The organism is Ferrovibrio sp. (assembly GCF_046297595.1).
Classification (GTDB): Bacteria; Pseudomonadota; Alphaproteobacteria; order Ferrovibrionales; family Ferrovibrionaceae; genus Ferrovibrio.
The window spans coordinates 64,821-82,595 of record NZ_JBKBHT010000009.1; the positions used below are offsets into that span (position 1 = coordinate 64,821).

The 17,775-nt window shown below is 63.3% G+C and carries 25 protein-coding genes; 6 read left to right on the forward strand and 19 right to left on the reverse strand.

Going from position 1 to position 17,775, the window contains the following annotated elements; all coding sequences use genetic code 11:
* Positions 1 to 8: 8 nt before the first annotated feature.
* The 14 genes from ACK4FJ_RS18680 to ACK4FJ_RS18745 form a co-directional block, all read right to left on the reverse strand.
* Positions 9 to 731, reverse strand: a complete 723-nt coding sequence (locus ACK4FJ_RS18680; RefSeq protein WP_409768248.1) for a DNA cytosine methyltransferase — start codon at positions 729 to 731, stop codon at positions 9 to 11.
* Positions 718 to 1,290 carry a transcriptional regulator gene (locus ACK4FJ_RS18685; RefSeq protein WP_409768249.1) on the reverse strand — a complete coding sequence of 191 codons (573 nt, stop codon included), beginning with the start codon at positions 1,288 to 1,290 and terminating at the stop codon, positions 718 to 720. Before ACK4FJ_RS18685 ends, ACK4FJ_RS18680 begins: the two co-directional genes overlap by 14 nt.
* A gap of 9 nt (positions 1,291 to 1,299) precedes the next feature.
* Positions 1,300 to 1,527, reverse strand: coding sequence for a hypothetical protein (locus ACK4FJ_RS18690; protein ID WP_409768250.1), 228 nt, complete (start codon positions 1,525 to 1,527; stop codon positions 1,300 to 1,302).
* Complete coding sequence (locus ACK4FJ_RS18695) at positions 1,527 to 3,161, reverse strand: DnaB-like helicase C-terminal domain-containing protein (RefSeq protein ID WP_409768251.1); 1,635 nt, start codon at positions 3,159 to 3,161, stop codon at positions 1,527 to 1,529. The genes ACK4FJ_RS18690 and ACK4FJ_RS18695 overlap by 1 nt, the downstream gene beginning before the upstream one ends.
* Before the next feature lie 102 nt (positions 3,162 to 3,263).
* A complete protein-coding gene (locus tag ACK4FJ_RS18700) occupies positions 3,264 to 3,689 on the reverse strand; it encodes an N-acetylmuramoyl-L-alanine amidase (RefSeq protein ID WP_409768252.1) in 426 nt (141 codons plus the stop codon).
* Positions 3,682 to 3,915: a hypothetical protein gene (locus ACK4FJ_RS18705; RefSeq protein ID WP_409768253.1), complete on the reverse strand. Its 234-nt coding sequence runs from the start codon at positions 3,913 to 3,915 to the stop codon at positions 3,682 to 3,684. The genes ACK4FJ_RS18700 and ACK4FJ_RS18705 overlap by 8 nt, the downstream gene beginning before the upstream one ends.
* Positions 3,912 to 4,391: a hypothetical protein gene (locus ACK4FJ_RS18710; protein ID WP_409768254.1), complete on the reverse strand. Its 480-nt coding sequence runs from the start codon at positions 4,389 to 4,391 to the stop codon at positions 3,912 to 3,914. Before ACK4FJ_RS18710 ends, ACK4FJ_RS18705 begins: the two co-directional genes overlap by 4 nt.
* Positions 4,339 to 5,103, reverse strand: coding sequence for a hypothetical protein (locus ACK4FJ_RS18715; RefSeq protein WP_409768255.1), 765 nt, complete (start codon positions 5,101 to 5,103; stop codon positions 4,339 to 4,341). The genes ACK4FJ_RS18710 and ACK4FJ_RS18715 overlap by 53 nt, the downstream gene beginning before the upstream one ends.
* A gap of 76 nt (positions 5,104 to 5,179) precedes the next feature.
* Complete coding sequence (locus ACK4FJ_RS18720) at positions 5,180 to 5,398, reverse strand: hypothetical protein (RefSeq protein ID WP_409768256.1); 219 nt, start codon at positions 5,396 to 5,398, stop codon at positions 5,180 to 5,182.
* Between the two features lie 176 nt (positions 5,399 to 5,574).
* Positions 5,575 to 5,829 (reverse strand): hypothetical protein, encoded by a 255-nt coding sequence (locus ACK4FJ_RS18725; RefSeq protein ID WP_409768257.1) that lies wholly within the window; start codon positions 5,827 to 5,829, stop codon positions 5,575 to 5,577.
* Entirely contained in the window at positions 5,819 to 6,055 is a 237-nt protein-coding gene (locus ACK4FJ_RS18730; protein WP_409768258.1) for a hypothetical protein, read from the reverse strand. Before ACK4FJ_RS18730 ends, ACK4FJ_RS18725 begins: the two co-directional genes overlap by 11 nt.
* On the reverse strand, positions 6,052 to 6,318 hold the full coding sequence (locus ACK4FJ_RS18735) for a hypothetical protein (RefSeq protein ID WP_409768259.1): 267 nt from the start codon (positions 6,316 to 6,318) through the stop codon (positions 6,052 to 6,054). The genes ACK4FJ_RS18730 and ACK4FJ_RS18735 overlap by 4 nt, the downstream gene beginning before the upstream one ends.
* Before the next feature lie 3 nt (positions 6,319 to 6,321).
* The gene (locus tag ACK4FJ_RS18740) at positions 6,322 to 6,522 is read right to left on the reverse strand and encodes a hypothetical protein (RefSeq protein ID WP_409768260.1); all 201 of its coding nucleotides are present in this window, start codon (positions 6,520 to 6,522) and stop codon (positions 6,322 to 6,324) included.
* A 90-nt stretch (positions 6,523 to 6,612) separates the two neighbouring features.
* Complete coding sequence (locus tag ACK4FJ_RS18745) at positions 6,613 to 9,063, reverse strand: DNA-directed RNA polymerase (RefSeq protein WP_409768261.1); 2,451 nt, start codon at positions 9,061 to 9,063, stop codon at positions 6,613 to 6,615.
* A gap of 561 nt (positions 9,064 to 9,624) precedes the next feature.
* On the opposite strand from ACK4FJ_RS18745, the gene ACK4FJ_RS18750 reads away from it, so the two are divergent.
* From ACK4FJ_RS18750 to ACK4FJ_RS18765, 4 genes are all read left to right on the forward strand, one after another.
* On the forward strand, positions 9,625 to 10,620 hold the full coding sequence (locus ACK4FJ_RS18750) for a helix-turn-helix domain-containing protein (RefSeq protein ID WP_409768262.1): 996 nt from the start codon (positions 9,625 to 9,627) through the stop codon (positions 10,618 to 10,620).
* A 115-nt stretch (positions 10,621 to 10,735) separates the two neighbouring features.
* A complete protein-coding gene (locus ACK4FJ_RS18755; RefSeq protein WP_409768263.1) occupies positions 10,736 to 11,317 on the forward strand; it encodes a YqaA family protein in 582 nt (193 codons plus the stop codon).
* A gap of 14 nt (positions 11,318 to 11,331) precedes the next feature.
* On the forward strand, positions 11,332 to 11,835 hold the full coding sequence (locus ACK4FJ_RS18760) for a disulfide bond formation protein B (protein WP_409768264.1): 504 nt from the start codon (positions 11,332 to 11,334) through the stop codon (positions 11,833 to 11,835).
* Positions 11,835 to 12,395 (forward strand): demethoxyubiquinone hydroxylase family protein, encoded by a 561-nt coding sequence (locus tag ACK4FJ_RS18765; protein ID WP_409768265.1) that lies wholly within the window; start codon positions 11,835 to 11,837, stop codon positions 12,393 to 12,395. Before ACK4FJ_RS18760 ends, ACK4FJ_RS18765 begins: the two co-directional genes overlap by 1 nt.
* Before the next feature lie 5 nt (positions 12,396 to 12,400).
* Here the strand turns inward: ACK4FJ_RS18765 and ACK4FJ_RS18770 are convergent, their stop codons facing one another.
* The 3 genes from ACK4FJ_RS18770 to ACK4FJ_RS18780 form a co-directional block, all read right to left on the reverse strand.
* Positions 12,401 to 12,946 (reverse strand): HNH endonuclease, encoded by a 546-nt coding sequence (locus ACK4FJ_RS18770; protein WP_409740366.1) that lies wholly within the window; start codon positions 12,944 to 12,946, stop codon positions 12,401 to 12,403.
* Between the two features lie 104 nt (positions 12,947 to 13,050).
* Positions 13,051 to 13,752 (reverse strand): alpha/beta hydrolase, encoded by a 702-nt coding sequence (locus ACK4FJ_RS18775; RefSeq protein ID WP_409768266.1) that lies wholly within the window; start codon positions 13,750 to 13,752, stop codon positions 13,051 to 13,053.
* Positions 13,749 to 14,444, reverse strand: coding sequence for a DNA-3-methyladenine glycosylase family protein (locus ACK4FJ_RS18780; protein ID WP_409768267.1), 696 nt, complete (start codon positions 14,442 to 14,444; stop codon positions 13,749 to 13,751). Before ACK4FJ_RS18780 ends, ACK4FJ_RS18775 begins: the two co-directional genes overlap by 4 nt.
* A 36-nt stretch (positions 14,445 to 14,480) precedes the next feature.
* On the opposite strand from ACK4FJ_RS18780, the gene gluQRS reads away from it, so the two are divergent.
* Positions 14,481 to 15,362, forward strand: coding sequence for a tRNA glutamyl-Q(34) synthetase GluQRS (gene gluQRS / locus ACK4FJ_RS18785; RefSeq protein ID WP_409768268.1), 882 nt, complete (start codon positions 14,481 to 14,483; stop codon positions 15,360 to 15,362).
* Here gluQRS and ACK4FJ_RS18790 read toward each other — a convergent pair whose 3' ends face one another.
* Positions 15,363 to 16,145 (reverse strand): hypothetical protein, encoded by a 783-nt coding sequence (locus ACK4FJ_RS18790; RefSeq protein WP_409768269.1) that lies wholly within the window; start codon positions 16,143 to 16,145, stop codon positions 15,363 to 15,365.
* A 104-nt stretch (positions 16,146 to 16,249) separates the two neighbouring features.
* On the reverse strand, positions 16,250 to 16,768 hold the full coding sequence (locus ACK4FJ_RS18795; protein WP_409768270.1) for an acyloxyacyl hydrolase: 519 nt from the start codon (positions 16,766 to 16,768) through the stop codon (positions 16,250 to 16,252).
* Here ACK4FJ_RS18795 and ACK4FJ_RS18800 point away from each other — a divergent pair.
* Positions 16,755 to 17,648 carry a DUF2459 domain-containing protein gene (locus tag ACK4FJ_RS18800; protein ID WP_409768271.1) on the forward strand — a complete coding sequence of 298 codons (894 nt, stop codon included), beginning with the start codon at positions 16,755 to 16,757 and terminating at the stop codon, positions 17,646 to 17,648. The two genes, ACK4FJ_RS18795 and ACK4FJ_RS18800, sit on opposite strands and share 14 nt — an antisense overlap.
* Positions 17,649 to 17,775 lie beyond the last annotated feature (127 nt).

Below are 17,775 nucleotides of genomic sequence, written 5' to 3' on the forward strand. Positions count from 1 at the left end.
TCGAATGGTTAGGACGCAGCTCGGGCGCGGATTGCCTCGCCAATTAGCTGAGGGATGATCGGGACGACCGAGTTGCCGAGAAGTCGCAGGCGGTGTACTCGCCCGGGTAGCCCATGAGCCACTCGACCCACGTTGGGTTCAGCGGGCCACCGACAGCGTTGGGAAGTTGCTCCCCTTTCTTGCCACCACCCCGGGCTGAGTAGGGCTTCGCGTTCGGATGTCGCCAGTCCCGCGCTGCGGGCGTAGGCCACAATCCAGAGCCGATCCCTACGGTGTGGGGCACCAAGGGCGGCAGCGGGAATACAGTGCCACTCCGCATCATACCCGAGCGCATCGAGCGACCCGAGCAAGCGGTCCAGTCCGCGAGAGCGAAGCTGCGGAGAGTTTTCCGCGACGACGAACTCCGGGTGGATTTCTTCGACGATCCGGTGGAACTCCCACCAGAGGCCGCTACGCTCGCCATCTAGGCCGACCGCCTTCGGGTTTGCGATGCTGATGTCTTGGCACGGGAAGCCGCCACTAATGATGTTCGGCCTCGGGATGCCATCAGCCAGCAGGCGTTCACGGGTGATGTCGCGTACATCGTGATAAACCGGGATGTCAGGCCAGTGCTTTTGCAGTACGCACCTGGCGGCGGGGTCGCTGTCGCAGAACGCAACCGTCTCGATCCCCGCCGCATGGAAGCCGCGTGCAAAGCCGCCGATCCCCGAGAAGAGATCAAGCGAACGCATGCCCGCCGAGCTGGCGGAAGCGCTGGAGGAACTGTTCCTTCGCGGCTTCCCATGTCAGCGGCACGATGCGAACCGGCAGCGGCTCGGGCAGTGGGCCCCAATCGCCCCCCTCTTCCATCAGGTCGCGCTTCTCGGTAGCAAGCACGGTGTTGTCCGCATGCTTGATCACCTCGAAGGGGGCCGGCGGGATCAGGAAGCGCTCCGCGATGGCGCGGTCGATCCTGTCCGCAATGCCCCGCAGCACGCCGGGCGCGGCCTTCTCCAGCACCATCTTCAGGGGGCGCACGGTGTCACCGATGTATGCCTCGGCGGCGTCGTGCATCAGGCCGGCGAGCGCGTGCTTCGGCGGCACCACGAGGCTGACCAGAACGGAGTGCTGCGCCACCGAATAGAACGGCTTGCAGTGGCCGTTGTAGCGGCACTGCTTGGCGAGTGCTTCCGCGATGTCGTCGATGAACACTTCGTTCGGGCGCGGGTCGAGGGGGAAGAAATTACGACCGCCGCGCACTTGGGTGAACGGGCCGCGATCAGTCCAATCGCAGCCGGTGAAGTCTTCCATCTTGCTCCTTCAGTGGATGGTTGCGCCGGCCCGGCTACGCGGCACGATGTGAATGTTCCAGACCTCGGGGTGAATGGTGGCGATGGACGCGAGGAACGCATCCATCCGCACCATGCCTTCCACCGTGTCGGTGACGAGGGTGATACGCTTCTTTCCACCGCTGGCGCGGATGGTGCGGATCGCACGCATGACCACGCCATCCTCGTCGAGGAGGCGTTTGCGTACTGCTTCGTTCATCAGAACCCCTCTTCGTCTTCGTCAGCGGGCGGGAAGCCCTTGTCCTCTTCGGGCAGCTCAGTCTCGAACAGGATGCCGGTCGCCCGCTCATAGCCGAGGTAGAAGACCTCGCCCGTTGCGCGTCCGGTGTAGCGATCCTTGAGGATGCGGAACGTGGTGATGGTCCGCATCTTCTCGTCGTCGTCCTGCTGGTTGCGCTCCAGTCCAAACATGAAGTGCGACCAGAAGCCGATGGAGCGGCTGCCCTTGAAGTGGCGGATCATCACGCGACCGCCCTCTTCGTGAGGCTTGCCCTCCGGCGTGGACAGGTGGGACACGAAGATCAGGATGATGTTCAGCTCCTTCACGAGCCGACCGATCTCTTCCATGATCCGCTCCAGCGCTTCCTTCTCGCTCTCCCCGTCAGCGCCCGCCGCGAGTGCGGTGAGGTGATCGAGGTAGAAGATGCGGACGCCGTGGGCGTGCGCGAGGTAGCGGATGCGATCCCGGATGCCTTCCCAATCGGCAGCGCCGAAGTGGTCGTAGAGGAACAGCTTCTTGGTCGAGAGCCGATCCCATGCGCCCTGAAGGTCTTCCGTCGTCCAGCCCTCGTCGGGGATGTGGAAGAGCTTCTTCGCCAGCTTGCCCGCGATACGCTTGCCAGTCTCGACCGGCTGCTGCTCAAGGAAGAACAGACCGACCGGCTCGTTCAGCACGTCGAGGTCGTAGGCGATCTGCTGCGTGAGGAAGTCGGTCTTGCCGATGCCGGTGCCCGCGCCGACCGCGTAGCACTCACCGAGGCGACGGCCATAGGTGTGCTTGGTCAACGTCTCGAAGACCCACGGCAGGCCCCACTCGACGGGCTTCAGCACCTCGTCCTTCAGGTCCGCGATGGTGACCAGCCCATCGGGCCGGAAATCCTTCGCGCCCCAAATGGCGTCGATCACCTCCTTGCCCTTGCCGGCAAGCAGACAATCGTTCGGGTCTTTCAGCGGAAGGCTGGCGATCTTCGCTCGACCTGGCGGCAGCACCGCCGCACATTCCTCGGCGGCTTCCCTGCCCGGGTCGTCCATGTCGAACATGAACACCACGGTGTCGAACTTCAGCAGCCATTCGAGCTGCTTCGCGATGGCCTTCTTCGCGCCCTTCGATCCGGTCGGGATGCTGACCACCGGCCACTTGTTGCCCTGAAGCTGGCTGACCGTGAGCGCATCGATCTCGCCCTCGGTGACCACCAGCATCTTGCCGCCGTCACGCCAGAGGTGCTGGCCATACAGGCCGCCAGCATCGCTGTCACCGAGGAACAGGAAATCCTTGTTCGGGAAGCGCACCTTCTGCGCGACGATCTGGCCGGAGGCATCACGGTAGTTGGCGATCTGGCAGCTCTTGCCCTTGTACTTGCCGACCGTGTAGCTCCACTTGCGGCACGTCTCTTCGTTGATGCCGCGCTTCGACAGAGCCCGGGTTTCACCCGGCTCGATCAATCCCTTCACGCGCTTCTCCGATTTCTTGATGGATGCTTCGCCGTCGCCGCGCTCGTAGTAGTCGCAGCCGTGGCTGAAGCAGACGGCATGCCCGTCGTCGTAGCGGGCAAGGTTGTCCTTGGAGCCGCACGCGGGGCACGGCTCGTGCTGAACGAAATTGCTTTCTCCCATGGGCCTGCCGAAAAAAGACCGCCCGCCCCGTTAGGAGCGAGCGGTGAGTTGGAGGGAGGAGGAAACTAGGAGGACCACATGCGTGTTGGTCTTAGAGGCCACCTAATTGGCGGCGTGCTGCGACCACCAGCCGCGAACGTCGAAGCTCGGGCAGTCCTTCTTGACGCCCGGCAGGTCGCGGTGACCGAGGACTTCAGCGTTCGGATACTGCGCCTTCATGCGGACGACGAGAGAGCGCAGGCTCTCCCACTGTTCCGCGGTGAAGTTGTTCTCGGCCTTGCCGTCCATGCCGATGCCTCCGACGAGGCAGATGCCGATGGACTTGTGGTTGAAGCCCTGCGCGTGAGCGCCGGCCTCTTCGAGAGCGCGGCCCGTCTCGATGGTGCCGTCACGGCGGATCACGAAGTGATAGCCGATCTTGAAGAAGCCACGCTCACGGTGCCAGCGCTCGATCTCCTTGGCGCCGATGTCCATGGTGGGCTTCGTGGCCGCGCAGTGGATGACGATGTAATCCGTCGTCTTACGCATCGGTCGCCAGGTGGACCAGCATTTCGTCGGCCAGCTCATAGGCAGCGCGGACGGTGCGCCAGCCGAGAGCCACCGGGAACATGAACGGGACCAGCATCAGGGTCAGCACGACGGTGACGAACATGAACACCGCGACACAGACCTTGGCGATGAACTTCGCGACGAAGGCGATGGCGGCGATGACGGCATCGAGGATGGCGTTGCCGATCTTGGACAGGAATTTCATTTCGAGGTTGCCTTTCGCAGGGCAGCCAACCGGCGCTCACAAGGCGGCTCGTTGATCCACGCGAGGGGGATCAGCTTGTCCGCGAACTGGAAGCCGTGCTTCACGCACCAGTCGGCGTAGGTTGTCTTGGAGATTTTCGACAGCCGGGTGCGGCTGTTACTGAACACGAAGCGGATGTCGAGGTCGGGATGCTCGGCCTTCACTGCCAGATGCTTGACGCGATCCTTGGAAACGAAGCGGCCCTTGCTCTCGACGATCACGCCGTTGTCCAGCGGGAAGTCCGGGGTGTAACGATGGGTCTTCTGAGGTGGGGTGTATCGGATCGTGAGCGCTTCGTAGTTAGGCTCGATGCCTAGACCACGAAGCTGCTCTGCGATCTTGTCTTCGAGGCCGGAGCGATAACCCTCGCGCCGGCCCCGATCCTCAGAAGTCGCCTTCGTCGTCGTCGTCGTCCGACGAGCCCGACGCGCCTTCATCGCCGTCGTCTTCGTCGTCGTCGTCGCCCTTGATGCCGGAGGTTTCGTCTTCATCCTCCGGCAGCTCGTCGGCGGAGAAGCCTTCCTCTTCCTCGAAGCCGTAGCTGGAGGCAGTGCGCGAGCCGCCACTGACCAGCGAGATGATCTGCACGGCGTCGAGGTTCAGCTTCAGGCCGGCAGCGCCAGTGCCCGGGATGAAGTACGGCGAGGCGGAGAAGCTGACCTTACCTTCGGTGCCACCCCAAATCTGGATCGACTTGGTGATCTTCTGACCCTTGGCATCGAAGATGTCCGGGCGGCGCTTCCACTTCTTGCCCTCCTTCGGGCCCTTCTTGTAGACGCCGCTGTGCTTCATCGCGAACTTGAACTCGATCTCGCCGGTCGGCTCTTCGGTTTCCTCATCGAGCAGCTCGGTGAAGAGGTCGTTGACCTTGACCTCCTTCAGCTTCTTGCGGGTTTCCGCCTTCAGCTCCTTGAACGCTTCCTTGCCCTTGGCCACAGCATCCTCGTGCAGCGGCTTCAGCTTGGCGAGGAACGCCTGCGTCTTCGGGTCGTCGAGCTTCAGGATCAGCTTGACGGAGAACTCGCCGTCCGGCTTCGGGTACTCGTCGGTGCCGAAGTCCGGCTCCGACAGCTTGGGGAATTTGAACACGCCTCGCGGCGACAGGAAGGAAGGAGCCTTGTCCTTCTTGTCCTTCTTGTTCTTTGCCATTGATGTCCTTCTGAAACGCAGAAAGACCCCGCCGATTTCTCAGCGGGGTCCAGCCAGGTGGATCTTGGAGGGGAGCTTAGATGGGCTTGCCGACGATGCTCGGCAGCGGGACGAACACGCTGTCGCTGGCGACAACCTCGCCGTCCTGCATCACGACCGTGCGATAGAGCCAGCCGCCCGGGACACGGAGCCGAGCAGTGCTGTCGCCGGCATTACCGAAGGGCGGCTCGAAATGGGCCACCGGCTCCCACTGGTGGTTACCGTTGCCGAGGTAAGTCTGCTTGGTCTTCGCCATCTTATGCTCCGTGCTTTTCTTCGAGGGCCGCCACGTCAATGCCAGCGGCAAGCAAGCGAACGATCAGGTCGAGAGGAAGCGGTTCGCCGCGCTTCAACAGGATGATTGCCGTGGCGATCATCGAAGGGCTCCTGCGTTTGGGTTGGTCTTAGCGGCAACCTTTCGGTCGCCCGGCGTCACAGCTCGTGACGGATGTACTCGCGGACTGCTGTGTACTCGGGGCGCTTGCCCTCGCCGTCGTTGATCATGTTCTTGACGGCGGTGAACACGTCCTGCGCGGGGATGCCCCAATGCTCGGACAGCCCGAGGAAGACGACGGCAGCCGCAGCCATCTGCACATGCGGCTGGTGAAGCTGGAGCCGGTCGATCACCGACATGGCGGCGATGCCGACATCCTTCAGGTTGGCGTTGTTGAACAGATCACGGTTCACGATTGCGCTCCATGTCGCGGATGATCTGCGCCGGGCTTCGGCGGAGCTTCACCTTGGCCGGTGGGTTCGTCTTCGCCGCCACCTCGTGCGCGATCAGGTTGACCATTTCGGAAATGTCGTTGGCGATCATCGTCTCGCCCGGGTTCTGGCGAGCGAAGTCTTCGCCCTTGCGGATCACGAGGCCGTTCTCAGCCTCGTAAATCTGGAAGGTCTGAATGTGCTTCACTGGCATGTTCCTCTGAGGGCTTCCGAGACACGCCCCGGGTTGACATTGAAGACCCGGGCCATCTCGTATTGGGGGACATCGGGGTTGAGCGCAGCGTACTGCCGGATGGTCTGTGCCAGTTGCGGCGTCATCGGCTGCGCCACACGCGGCGGGCGCTTCCCTGACGACCGCCGCTTCAATTCATCGGCCAGCACCTCCAGCTCCGGGATGCCGTGCAGGATTGCCAGCAGTTGCAGGCGCTCACGAATTTCCGGGATACGCATGGCTCACCCCCGCTTCCGGTTGCGGCCCTTGCGGCGGCGCTCCTGCCTCTTCGGCTGGCGCTCGTCAGCGAAGGCTTTGACGAAGGCGCGGCGGAAGTTGAACCGCTGCTCCTTGTCCATGGCGTTGCGGTCGAATACCCGACCGTCCACGGTGACCGTGTTGATGCCGGCCCCGTAGCGGATGACGACTGTTGCGTTCCTCATGTCCACCTCCGTGGTGCGTTTGGGTTGGTCTTAGTGGCAACCAATTCCCCGGACCTGTTAGCCCGGGGAACTGTTCAACTTGTCGAAAGGTCAGGCAAAGAAAAAGTCGGACTCCAGCACCTGGCGAATGTCCAACTCGCCCTTGTCCGGGATCGGCGGCAGCTTCTCCCGGCGCTCGTCGGAGAGCATGTCGAGGATGTTCTGGCGGAAGTCTTCCAGCACATCGTGGTTCTCGTACAGCTCCACGAACGCAGCCCGCAGGCACTGACCGAGCAGGTCGGTGTGCGCCGCCAAGGTGCCGTAGCTGTCATGCACCATGGCGAAGCTCGTGATCCCCTGCTCCCGAGCCTTGGTCACGCAACCCACCAGCGCCGCAGCGTCGAGGCTGTGGACGAAGTTGGGCGCGATCCCGCTGGCTTGGTCCGCCTCGCTGATCTTGTCCACCTGCTCATGGAGCCGGAGGTAGACCAGCGATCCGTTCAGCCGGGTCTTCACCCGCCGCTCGGTCACATCCCAATACGCCTGCTGCACCGGGAACCCGGACGGCACCCGCCAAGTGATGGGCAGTCCTTCCTTGGCAGCGAGCCGGGCTGCCTTCTGCAACCAGCTCATTGCCTCGCGGGCGGCGATGACCACCTCACCGATGGACTGCCAGATCAGCTTGGACAGGTACACCGTAGCCTCGCGCACGCGCTCCCCGAAGATGCGCTCGGGGTTGCCGTTGGTCTTCTCGTCCACGGCAGCCGCGACGTACTTGAGGCAGGCCATGTAGGTGCCGCCGTAGGGCAGCACCATCACGGGGCGCTTGGTGATCTTCCGGTCCACGCCGAAGTCCAGCCAGAGCTTCGCCAGCTCCGTCTCCTTTCCGTTACTCGAAAGGTCGCGCCGCAGTTTGTCCATCACCTTGTCTGCCACCCGCTGGTAGATGTCTTCGGGCCGGTCGGAAGGCAGGAGGTTGACGGCTGCGCCGCCGACAGGATCACGCAGCATGGCGCTGAAGTGTTGCAGGCCATTGCACGAGCCATCCATGGCGATGGGCAGCGACGACACATAGCCGAAGCCCTGCTCCTGAAAGCCTGCCCACTCGAAGCAGGCGGCGAGGAACTGGAACGGCTTGTCCGCCTCGGTCCACCACAGGTTCGCCAGCGGATCGGCAGCGCAGGACAGGATCAGGTCTTCGTGTTCCTCGACCCACGCGATGCGGTCTGCGAGCGCGGCCTTGTCATAGCCATAGGTGTTGGCGCAGTGGATCGCCAGCCAGCCGGCAGCCACGCCGTCTTCGATGGGCGCACCATGGGCGAACGTCAGCAGCCCTTTCGCCAGGTCGTTACCCTGCGGGTTGAGCAGCAGCGGCACCGCGTAGATGCGACCACGGAAGTCGAGCTGGTAGGGGAAGTACAGGGCTTCCTCCTTCTCAAACTCTTCCGCGATGCTGATGATCTTGTTGGTCTGGATGCGCTGGCTGAACTGCTTGGCGTTCACCTGATACACCTTGGCAGCAGCACGACGCCACTCCTTCCGCGCCTCTTCGTTGGTTTCGATGTCGGCGGGCTTGGCCGGAATGTCCTGCACGTCACGGGCTGGCAGGCCAGCGACGGTCGCGCCGCGATCCCACAGGGCACGGGCGACATCCAGCACGCGGGTGTTGATCCGCCATGCGGTGTCCTGCAATGCGTTCACTGCACCATAGACCTCCGGCATGTCGATGTGCTTCAGCTCTTCGAGATAGCCCCGGCTCCGGGTCTTCACGAGGGTCAGCGGCGGGACCGAGTTGGTCCAGTAGCCGCCGCCGAACGGGCCGGTCCACGGCTTCGGGCGCATGACGCATGGCAGGTAGACCGGCATCATCAGCTCCGACCGGGCGTTGCGCTCGGAGAGCAGGTTGATGGCCTCGTCGGTGGCAGTCACGAAGGGCTGCGTGTTGTTCTTGCCGAGGGTCTTGTAATAGACCCGGACGATCCCGGTGCTTTCCATCAGCAGCTCGATCAGCTTGATGCCGAGGTGCAGACGGTCAGTCTCCGGCCACGTCTTCCACTCGACCTCGGCCTTGTTCATGGCATGCACCAGCACGGTGTGCTGGTGATCCCGGGACTGGCCCCGCTTGTCGAGGTCGGCCTTGATCTTGGCGAACAGGGCACCCTTCTCCGCCTCGAACTTCTCGAACCGGGCTTCGTACTCGATGGTCCGGGAGACGTGCATCGCCGCCGACCGAAGGGTCTGCATCTTGGACAGGCTGTCGATCACCGACTTGGCGGTGAGGTAGGCAACCATGGTCGGGTCCATGTTGGCGATGTACTTGTAGGCGAGGTGCCTGCGCCCGGCCTTGCCGGAGTTGGCAGCGGCCACGAAGTCAGCGATGGCCTTCGAGAGGGGCGCGACCACCTGCTTCAGCAGGCCCATGCCGGCACCGACCTCGGACTCCCGGCCATTCTCCTTCGCCTTGGCGAGGGCGGCACGGAAGCGCTCCGCTCCGAGGCCCTGCATCTTCCTCTCAAGGTCAGCCTGACGGTTCCACAGAACGATGTCCTGTAGGTTATCCATTTCTATTACTCCCTCTGAATGACCCCTCGGTCTTAGCGGCAACCCAATGGGGGCCCGGCGTTTGGGCTGCTCTATGCGGCAACCTATTGGCGGTCGCGCTGTGTTCGCGTCTGTGACGCTGTGACGGTCACAAATGGGGTGGGACGCAATGTCCGTTCCTCAAGTCGAACGGACGGGAAAAACAAAAACCCCCGAGAAATCTCTTCGATCTCTCGGGGGTTTGGGAAAGTTTCGCCTAGTTGAAACGATAAGCGGCGGATTTTGAGTCTGTCGCGTCTACCAATTCCACCACTGGGGCCGACAAACCGCTGCCGGTTTGCGGCGCGGATATTACCCAAGCAGCCGGCTTAATCAACCGCCGGACCAGCGGAAGCGCCTGCCGGCCCGCCCGACCATGAAATTATTTTCCCTGAAAAATCAGCCCAAAAACCTTATCCCTGGACCAGGCATCCCCAACTTTGCGCGCTATTCGCACGAATGTACGGAAAGGGCTTACCCTGTGCTTTGCGTCGGGCTACATTAATATTGTTGGACATCCAATAAACACCCTAGGGAGGGAAAGTGGGCGCGCTCTCGGTCGTCTCGACCGCGGAAGTGGCACCGGCGGAACGGCTGGCGCTGTGGGGCGATTTCGTCTGGCGCCATATCGGCCGCCTGCAATTCGACACCTTTGGCGACAGACGATTCGATGGCCGCCTGGAGATCGGCGATCTCGGCGGCCTCAAAATGCTCGATATCAAGGCCAGCCGGCATCGCGTGGTGCGCACGAACACCCTGATCCGCCAGGACGACCGCGGCTATGTGAAGATCGTCGCGCAGATCGAAGGCTCGGCCTGCTTCGAACAGAATGGCCGCAAGGTCGTACTCTCGCCCGGCGAATGGAGCATCTACGACACCACACGCTCCTATATCGTTTCCAATCCCGAGGCGATCCGCCAGCATGCCGTGCTGCTGCCGCGCGACCGCCTCACCCGCCTTGGCCTCGACCTCGACAATCTGGTGGTGCGGCGGTTTTCCGGCCGCAACGGCGTGGGCCGTCTGGCCTATGATTTCCTTGCCTCCGCCTTCGCCGAGATGCCGGCCGTTACCGCAGGCAGCGACGGCAACGACATGGCCGAAACCATGTCGCACCTGGTGCGCCTGGCCGCTTTCGACCATATGGGCAACAGCACGGACATCGCCCTGCGCGAGACCACGCGAGACCGCGTGAAGGCCTATATCGACGCGCATCTGCATGATCCGATGCTGTCGCTGGACCGCATCGCTGCGGCAATCGGCTGTTCGAAGCGCTATCTGCACAAGCTGTTCGCCGATGAAGAGGAAACCCTGAACAGCCATATCTGGCAGGCGCGGCTGGAACGCATCCGCCAGGATCTGGCCCATCCGGCCATGCGGAACCGCTCGATCACCGAAATCGCCTTCGCCTGGGGCTTCAACTCCTCGACCCATTTCAGCCGCAGCTTCCGCGAACGGTTTGGGGTCACCCCCCGCAGCTACCGCGCCATGGCCCATGGCGACAGCCATTACTGGCTCCGGCTGGCCGACACCGCCGAATAAAGACCAAGAAAACACAGTCTTGTCATTGCCCTGCGGGGGCGGGGCGCATGGACAAGCCTTAGTACCTGCGCCATACACTTCGGCATTCCGACCGTGGCTGGAGCCCCGTTAAGCCGTGTTTCGCAAACTGTATGACTGGACCATGCGCCAGGCCGCCCGCCCGAAGGCGCACCGCGCCATGGCCGTCGTGTCCTTCATGGAAAGCTCGTTCTTTCCGATCCCGCCGGACGTGATGCTGATCCCGATGTGCTTGGCCAATCGCGATCAGGCTTGGCGTTATGCCCTGATCTGCACGATCGCGTCCGTTATCGGCGGCATCGCCGGCTATGCCATCGGCTATTTCCTGATCGAAACCGTTGGACAGGCCATCATCGACTTCTACGGCTATGCCGAGAAATGGAGCGCCTTCGAGGCCGCTTACGATAAATATGGCATAGCGGTCGTCCTGCTGATGGGCTTCTCGCCGCTGCCCTACAAGGTCGCCACCATCGCCAGCGGCGCGACCCATTTCGCCTTCGCCGTCTTCGTGATCTCCTCGGTGATCTCGCGCGGTGCCCGCTTTTTCCTGGTTGCCGGCCTGCTGTGGAAGTTCGGTCCGCCGATCCGGGACTTCATCGAACGCCGGCTGGTGGTTCTGATGTGGATATTCGTCATCGTCTTGATCGGCAGCTTTGTAGTGATCAAATACCTGGTCTGACTCCTGGCAGAATCATGAACCATTCCCTTACTACCGCATTGCTTGCTCCGGCCCGCTCCGGCTTCCTGATCGCGCTGGTCAGCGCTGCGACACTGGGCATGGTCTTCATCGCGCAATATGGCTTCGGCCTGGCGCCGTGCCAGCTCTGCCTGTGGCAGCGCTGGCCTTATGCGGTGGCCATCGCCTTCGGCCTGGCCGCCCTGGCGCTGCCGCGCCTGCGACCGGCCCTGCTGGCGCTGGCAACCCTCAGCATTATGGTCGGTGGCGGCATCGCGGTGTTCCATGTGGGCGTCGAGGAAAAATGGTGGCAGGGCCTCACCAGCTGCGGCGGCGGGCCCACGCCGAACAGCATAGAAGCCCTGCGCGCCCAGCTGCTGACTGCACCGGTGGCCCGCTGCGACGAAGTGTCCTTCCGCTTCATCGGCCTCTCGATGGCCGGCTGGAACGTGTTATGGTCGGCCTGCCTCGTGATCTTTGGTGCCTTGGCAACGAAACGCGCCGGGCAGGAGAGCAAGTGATGCAGCCGTTCACGCATGACAAAAAAGCCCGCCTCGCCGGCGACCCAGATCCGCGCCAGCTACTGGAACGCATCCTGCGTGTCGACCATGCCGGCGAATACGGCGCCAAGCGCATTTACGAAGGCCAGCTCGCGGTCCTGAAGCAGGCGCCCTCCACTCCCACCATCCGCCACATGGCCAAGCAGGAGCAGGAGCATCTCGATGCCTTCTCGCGCCTGCTGCCGCAGCGCCAGGTGCGCCCCACCCTGCTGTCGCCGCTCTGGCATGTCGGCGGTTTCGCCATGGGCGCCGCCACCGCGCTGCTGGGCGAAAAGGCCGCCATGGCCTGCACCGAGGCCGTGGAAGAAGTGATCGATGCTCACTACACGCGTCAGATCGAGGCTCTGGGCGAATCAGAGCCGGAGCTGCGCGAGTTGATCGAGAAATTCCGCGCCGACGAGATCGAACATCGCGACACTGCGCGGGCCGAAGGCGCACATGAGGCGCCGGCTTACGATCTGCTGTCCAGGGGAATCAAGGCAATCACCCGCGGCGCCATCTGGCTGTCCGAACGGGTATAATCGCCTTACGGTTCCAGTTCGCTGTCCCAGTACAGGAAGTCGCGCCAGCTTTCATGCAGGTAGTTGGGCGGGAAAGCGCGGCCATTGCGCTGCAGTTCCTGCACGCTTGGCACATGCGGCCTGATGCGCGGATGCATGTGGCAGTCATCGGGCATGCGGCCGCCCTTGGCCAGATTGCACGGAGCACAGGCCGCCACCACATTGTCCCAGCGCGTGAGCCCGCCGCGCGAACGGGGGATGACGTGATCGAAGGTCAGTTCATGGCGGCTGCCGCAATACTGGCAGGAGAACCGGTCGCGCAGGAACAGATTGAATCGCGTGAAAGCGGGCCTGCGGGCCGGTGCGATATAACGCTTGAGCGCCACCACGCTGGGCAGCCGCATACGGAAACTGGGAGAGCGGATTTCCTGATCGTATTCCGACAGGATGGTGACACGATCCATACACACCGCTTTCACCACTTCCTGCCACGGCCAGACCGACAGCGGGAAATAGGACAGCGGCTGGTAATCCGCATTCAACACTAACGCTGGACAACTCTCAGGGTTCATTGTTCCCCCGGTCCTGGTTGCGCTGCACTGCATTACCATATGCGGGGTTACCGCATCATGACAACTACCTTATTTTGTAAGGCCCGCGGCACCCTTGTTCAGGGTTACATAGGGCGCGCCAGAGCCTCGGCCAGGAAGGCGCCGCCAAGCTGCAGACCGTCGGGATCGATACCATGGCCCAGTCCCGGGCAGACATGGAACCGGGCCGGGCAATCGGCATCCGTCAGGCCCTGCAGGGCGGCGAACATCGCCTCGATCGGCACAATGTCGTCGGCATCGCCATGGATCAGCAGAATCGGTGGCCGGCCGCGGATTTCCTCGCGCAGGCGCCCACCCAGCAGGGCGCCGGAATAGCCGAGAATCGCGGCCGGAGTTGGCTCGCGCCGCAGGCCGACATGCAGCGCCATCATGGTGCCCTGACTGAAACCGACCAGCGCCAGCCGGTCTCCGGACAGGCCATGACGTTTGAGTTCGGCATCCAGAAAGGCATCGAGTTGCGGCGCCACGTCTTCGGCGGCGGTCTGCATGGCGGCGTAGATCTGCGCCGCATGATGCGGGTCGCGACGGAGCAACTCGGGATCGTAACTATCGAGGCCAAACCATTGCCGGCCACCGCCCAGGCCGGGCGGGAAACCGAAGATATGCCCCGGGGCATGAGGCGCGACAAAAGCCGCCTGCGGCAGCAGGTGCCGCCATTGCGCGCCGAGTTCGATCAGGTCATTGCCATCGGCACCATAACCATGCAGCAGCACGACGAGATGCCGGGCATTCCCCTGCAACGGCTTGAGTCTGGGTCCATCGATCATGGCCTTGCTCCGGCTGCTGCCCGATCCGTCGTCACGCGGCCCAGCGTCACGGCATAATAATGCCAGAGCAGCCGCGCGGCGACGCCGCGATGCGGACGCCACGCCTCCGCCATGGCATCCATCGCCTTCACATCCGGCCGCGCCGGCAGTTCGAACAGGCGTTTGGCGGCTTCCTGCAGGGCAACGTCATGCGCCGGCCAGATATCCTCGCGATCGAGCGCGAACATGAGGAAGATTTCCGCCGTCCAGCGCCCGATACCCTTCACCTCGGTCAGCATGGCGATGGCGGCATGATCTTCCAGTTTCGGCAGGATGCCGAGATCGAGCGCACCTGACTTCACGGCACGGGCCATGTTGCGCAGGTAGGCGGCCTTGGGTCGGCTCAGGCCGCAGGCGCGCAGGCGCGGCTCGCTGAGTTTCAGCAGCCGCTCAGGGCTGAACACGCCGTTGGCGCGGCCCTGCACGGCGGCCTCCAGCCGACCCCAGATGGTGTTGGCTGCCGCGACCGAAATCTGCTGTTCCACCACGATGCGGCAGAGATTGGCGAAATCGGCCGGGCGACGCCGGTCAACCACGAAACCGACCAGTTCGAGCGCTTGGGCAAACTTGGTTTCGCGGACGCAAAGCTGCGCCAGCGCCTCCTGCGTGCGTTTGCGGTTATCGGGCTTTGTCTTTGGCGGCGGCTTTGCCATAACTGTCCCTGCGAATCCTACTGCATACTCTGGCCGATGCCCTCACCTATTGTCACCCGCTGCGCGCCCAGTCCGACCGGTTATCTGCATCTGGGCCATGCCTATGCGGCCGGGATCGCCTTTCTGCGCGCACGCGAGGCGGGCGGACGATTCCTGCTGCGGATCGAGGATATCGACCTCACGCGCTGCCGGCCGGAATTCACCGATGCGATCTTCGATGACATGGCGTGGCTGGGCCTGACCTGGGAGCAGCCGGTGCGCCGCCAGTCCGAGCATTTCACCGACTACCGCCAGGCCATCGAGACCCTGCAGGAACAGGGCCTGCTGTATCCCTGTTTCTGCACGCGCAAGCAGATCGCGGCCGAAATCGCGGCCGCCGGCCAGGCACCGCACGGTTTCGAAGGTGCGGTCTACCCCGGCACCTGCCGACATCTGGATCCCGCTGAGCGCGTTGATCGCATGGCGGCCGGCGAAGCCTATGCCTTGCGTCTGGACATGGCAGCCGCCTGCAGCCGGATTCCCGGCTGGCCACTGCATTGGCATGACGAGACCGCAGGGGCACAGGCGGTGACGCCGGGCCTGCTGCTGGACGGTTTTGGCGACGTGGTGCTGGCACGCAAGGAAACGCCGGCGAGCTATCACCTCTGCGTCACCCATGACGACGCGCTGCAGGGCGTTACACTGGTTACGCGAGGAACCGACCTGCTGCCTGCCACGCACCTGCATCGTCTGCTACAGGCCTTGTTCGACTGGCCGGTACCAGCCTACGCTCACCACCGCCTGCTGACCGACGACAGCGGCGAACGCCTTGCCAAACGCAAGAATGCACCTGCCTTGCGCGACCTGCGGGCCGGCGGCCTGTCGCCGGCGAATGTCTGGCGTATGGCTGGGCTGAATCCAGCCCGGATTGTGGGCTGATCAGCGCGCGACCAGCCGGCGGCGGGTTTCTGGATCGAGCCAGTCCAGCATCGGCGCCATCCAGGGCCATGATGGATTCGCCATGATCAGGCGATCGATCTCGGCAATGACCCGCTGCCCCCCTGCCGTTCGATTGCAGGTGATGCCGCCTTCGATCAGGCCGGGAATCTCAGCGATCGGCAGCCCGGCGATTTCCGGCGCCGGCGTTTCCTGCCGCGATTGCCGGGTCGCCTCGAATGGATACAGCAACACCCAATCGAGTCGTCTGGCCGCCAGCATCGATACCATGTTGCTGGTCTTTGACAGCCGCACCAGCGGGGCGCCCTGAAGCATGGCATCCAAGGTTGCGCCATAAGACCGGTTATCGTTGATGCCGCCCTTCAGACCATCCTGCGCCAGCAGCTGGCGCATCTCCACGCCGCCATCGGCACGGCGATAGCGGGCGAAAGCGTCCACGGCATCCGCCCTGACCACCAGGGCAAGCGCCGGCATATGCATGAAATCCCGGCTGATCAGATAGCGCTGCTCGCGGGTAGGGTTGCGGGCCAGGCCGCTGGCGCAGATCGTGGCATCCCGGTTGTCCAGGGTCTTGAGCAGACGGGCCAGGGGGAGGCTTTGGACGCTGTGTTCGTAATCCGGCAGGCGGTCAATCAGCCAGGTCAGGGCCTGATCCCCGAACCCGTCCCCCCGTGCCGCGAAGACCGGAGGCCATTCCGTTTTCAGCCAGATCAGCGCGTCCTTCGCCTGCGCGCTGACCGGGAGCAACGCGAGAAGCCCGAGCACATACGCACATAGCTGGCAGAAGGGATGCCGACGGTCAAAAAACATCCGGCCGCGCGTCATTCATGGAGTCGCGGCCGGATAGTCCCGTTGAGCCAGCGGGTTGTTCAGCGACCGCCCAGTGGAAGGGCATAAGTCACAAACAAAGTTTCGACGCCCGGATTGCTGTCATAGATGCTGGCATTCGACATATGGCTGAAACCGATACCGAGCCGGGAGCGGTTATCGAACCGGTAGCTGAACTCGAGCTGGGACTTGAATTCAATGGCGCCGCCCAGATCCTTGCCATCGCCCTGGCGGTATACGCCAGGCGCGAAACTCGGCGTCAGCACCCAGCGGCGGCCGAGGTAAATATCGACCAGCACGCCGGCGTAGCCATAGACCGCCTCCTCATGGGTCGCCATGGCGCCAACGAACGGCTTGAATATCCAGAATTTTTTATCATGGCGGTATTCCAGCCGGCCCTCGAAGGCATCGTGGTTGTCCAGCAGATCGTGATAACCGGCGCTGAACGCGATAAAAGCCGGATCGTCTCCGCCCTTGGCCGTCTGGGCCGCAACCGGGCCACCGAAAACAACAGCGGCGAGCATCGCCGCCACGGCGCCGAACCATTTGCTGCTACGCATATTTCTTACCCCCCAATATCGCCCGGACAGCTCTTGTGCCCACCAAGCGATTCCCTATGGATTCCAAGTCGATACTAACTACCGGTGCAATACCCGCAAGGGTTTATCGGCAGCCAAAAAAGCCGGCGGCTCAATTCTTGCCACATTTTGCCGGCAGAACCCGTCTATGCGTACCCTCCGCCACGTCATCCTGATCCTGATTCTTGGTGCTTTCGCCCTGCCGCTGTCTTATGGGGCCGCCGCACTGGTGCTGGGCCTGATTCCGGCGCCGCACCGTGGGCCACTGCCCGAACACGATCGCATCCCGGTCTATCTGATTTCCAATGGCTGGCATGTCTGGCTGGCCCTCCCCCTGGATCAGCAGGCAGGCCGCCCCGGCGGGGAAACCTGGCGGGAATGGCTGGGCCAGGCCCCGAACCCTCCCGGTCCCGAGACTGCCGCCGCCAGCTATGTCGCCTTTGGCTGGGGAGACCGGGATTTTTATCTCGCCACCCGGCGGCCGGCCGATCTGCGGCCGGACCTGGCCATCGCCGCGCTGCTCGGACGTGGGCCTGCGGCGATGCACGTGATGCACATACCGGAACCTGATCGAGCTTCTGGGAATTCCGGCCAGAATCGTGTTCGCCGGCTGGATGTGGACATGCTGCAATACCACGCTCTGGCGGCCTATATCCGGGCCGGGTTCGATGCCACCCCCCAGGGCGACCCTCAGCCTATTGCCGGAGCGGGATTCGCCAGGAATGACGCCTTTTACGAAGCCGTCGGCCGTTACAGCCCGATCCGGACCTGCAACGAATGGATCGGGGCCGGTCTACGCGCCGCCAGTCTGCCGGCCGGCTGGTGGACCCCCTTCCCCTTTGGTCTGATGAACCGGAGCTGAAAAGCCCATGTTTACCGCTCGGAATCGGCCGGGCTCGCCTTGCGACTCAGGCGCAAAGGGGCTAAACCCAGCCCCGAAAAAAGGACGGTTCCGGGCGCCCGGCGCCCACCCGCTCGCCACGCTATCC

Excerpts from the sequence above, each read along its gene's own strand:
- ACK4FJ_RS18680 (WP_409768248.1), bottom strand. The coding sequence starts at position 731 with ATGCGTTCGCTTGATCTCTTCTCGGGGATCGGCGGCTTTGCACGCGGC.
- ACK4FJ_RS18685 (WP_409768249.1), bottom strand. The coding sequence starts at position 1,290 with ATGGAAGACTTCACCGGCTGCGATTGGACTGATCGCGGCCCGTTCACC.
- ACK4FJ_RS18690 (WP_409768250.1), bottom strand. The coding sequence starts at position 1,527 with ATGAACGAAGCAGTACGCAAACGCCTCCTCGACGAGGATGGCGTGGTC.
- ACK4FJ_RS18695 (WP_409768251.1), bottom strand. The coding sequence starts at position 3,161 with ATGGGAGAAAGCAATTTCGTTCAGCACGAGCCGTGCCCCGCGTGCGGC.
- ACK4FJ_RS18700 (WP_409768252.1), bottom strand. The coding sequence starts at position 3,689 with ATGCGTAAGACGACGGATTACATCGTCATCCACTGCGCGGCCACGAAG.
- ACK4FJ_RS18705 (WP_409768253.1), bottom strand. The coding sequence starts at position 3,915 with ATGAAATTCCTGTCCAAGATCGGCAACGCCATCCTCGATGCCGTCATC.
- ACK4FJ_RS18710 (WP_409768254.1), bottom strand. The coding sequence starts at position 4,391 with ATGAAGGCGCGTCGGGCTCGTCGGACGACGACGACGACGAAGGCGACT.
- ACK4FJ_RS18715 (WP_409768255.1), bottom strand. The coding sequence starts at position 5,103 with ATGGCAAAGAACAAGAAGGACAAGAAGGACAAGGCTCCTTCCTTCCTG.
- ACK4FJ_RS18720 (WP_409768256.1), bottom strand. The coding sequence starts at position 5,398 with ATGGCGAAGACCAAGCAGACTTACCTCGGCAACGGTAACCACCAGTGG.
- ACK4FJ_RS18735 (WP_409768259.1), bottom strand. The coding sequence starts at position 6,318 with ATGCGTATCCCGGAAATTCGTGAGCGCCTGCAACTGCTGGCAATCCTG.
- ACK4FJ_RS18740 (WP_409768260.1), bottom strand. The coding sequence starts at position 6,522 with ATGAGGAACGCAACAGTCGTCATCCGCTACGGGGCCGGCATCAACACG.
- ACK4FJ_RS18745 (WP_409768261.1), bottom strand. The coding sequence starts at position 9,063 with ATGGATAACCTACAGGACATCGTTCTGTGGAACCGTCAGGCTGACCTT.
- ACK4FJ_RS18760 (WP_409768264.1), top strand. The coding sequence starts at position 11,332 with ATGAACCATTCCCTTACTACCGCATTGCTTGCTCCGGCCCGCTCCGGC.
- ACK4FJ_RS18765 (WP_409768265.1), top strand. The coding sequence starts at position 11,835 with ATGCAGCCGTTCACGCATGACAAAAAAGCCCGCCTCGCCGGCGACCCA.
- ACK4FJ_RS18770 (WP_409740366.1), bottom strand. The coding sequence starts at position 12,946 with ATGAACCCTGAGAGTTGTCCAGCGTTAGTGTTGAATGCGGATTACCAG.
- ACK4FJ_RS18775 (WP_409768266.1), bottom strand. The coding sequence starts at position 13,752 with ATGATCGATGGACCCAGACTCAAGCCGTTGCAGGGGAATGCCCGGCAT.
- ACK4FJ_RS18780 (WP_409768267.1), bottom strand. The coding sequence starts at position 14,444 with ATGGCAAAGCCGCCGCCAAAGACAAAGCCCGATAACCGCAAACGCACG.
- gluQRS (WP_409768268.1), top strand. The coding sequence starts at position 14,481 with ATGCCCTCACCTATTGTCACCCGCTGCGCGCCCAGTCCGACCGGTTAT.
- ACK4FJ_RS18795 (WP_409768270.1), bottom strand. The coding sequence starts at position 16,768 with ATGCGTAGCAGCAAATGGTTCGGCGCCGTGGCGGCGATGCTCGCCGCT.